The following is an 811-nucleotide window of genomic DNA, read 5'->3' on the forward strand; positions in this document are numbered from 1 at the left end:
CACGGCGTGTCGGCCGGGTCGGGTAGCCGGGGGGAGTCGCACCCCCCGGCTCCCACAGAACCGTACGTGAACCTCTCGGTTCATACGGCTCTTGTCATCTTGGTCACCAGCTGGTGGGGACGGTGGTGGTCCATGCCCAGTGTGCAAGGAATCGTGGGTAATCAGCGGTAACCCGCTGCCACGCCTGCTGGAAGGCTCCACGCCCCCGGTACCGCCGATATTTGTTGCGGACCCAGCGCATCAGGTAGGCGTTGATGCGCGTCAGGAAGGCATACAGCGCCGACCGGTAGAAGGCGCCGTAATAGTTCATCCAGCCCCGCACGATGGGGTTAATCCAGCGTGCCAGGTCCCCGAAGGACCGGCCGGTCTGGCGGTGCAATCGCCACGACCGCACCTCCCGGCCGATTTTGGTCAAAGCGTCCCTGCTGATCGCGGGCATAAACGACGTGAACTTACGTCCATGTTTGTCCCGCGCCCGACGTGGCCGGAACGTGAAGCCCAGGAAGGTAAACGACGTGTGCGCATAGTTACCGCGACGTTTGCCGTCCTTGCAATACACGATCCGGGTCTTGTCAGGATGCAGCCGCAACCCAACCTCGGCCATCCTGTCGTGCAACGCGGCCAGCACCTGGCGGGCCTGGCGCTCGCTGACACAGTGCACCACCGCGTCATCGACATAGCGCTCGAACCGCACGGTCGGGAACTCCCGCACCATCCACATGTCGAACGCGTAATGCAAAAACAGGTTGGCCAACACAGGCGAGACCGGCGACCCCTGTGGGGTGCCCCGATCCCGCTGCGCCAGGGTGCC

General features: G+C 64.0%; 1 protein-coding gene. It reads right to left on the reverse strand.

Going from position 1 to position 811, the window contains the following annotated elements; translation table 11 throughout:
• Positions 1-103 precede the first annotated feature (103 nt).
• Positions 104-811, reverse strand: a 708-nt coding sequence (locus ACAG26_RS27660) for a reverse transcriptase domain-containing protein (RefSeq protein ID WP_370486270.1), incomplete at its 5' end; no start/stop codon positions are given.

The sequence above is a fragment of the Mycobacterium sp. pUA109 genome (assembly GCF_041287095.1).
Lineage (GTDB): Bacteria > Actinomycetota > Actinomycetes > Mycobacteriales > Mycobacteriaceae > Mycobacterium.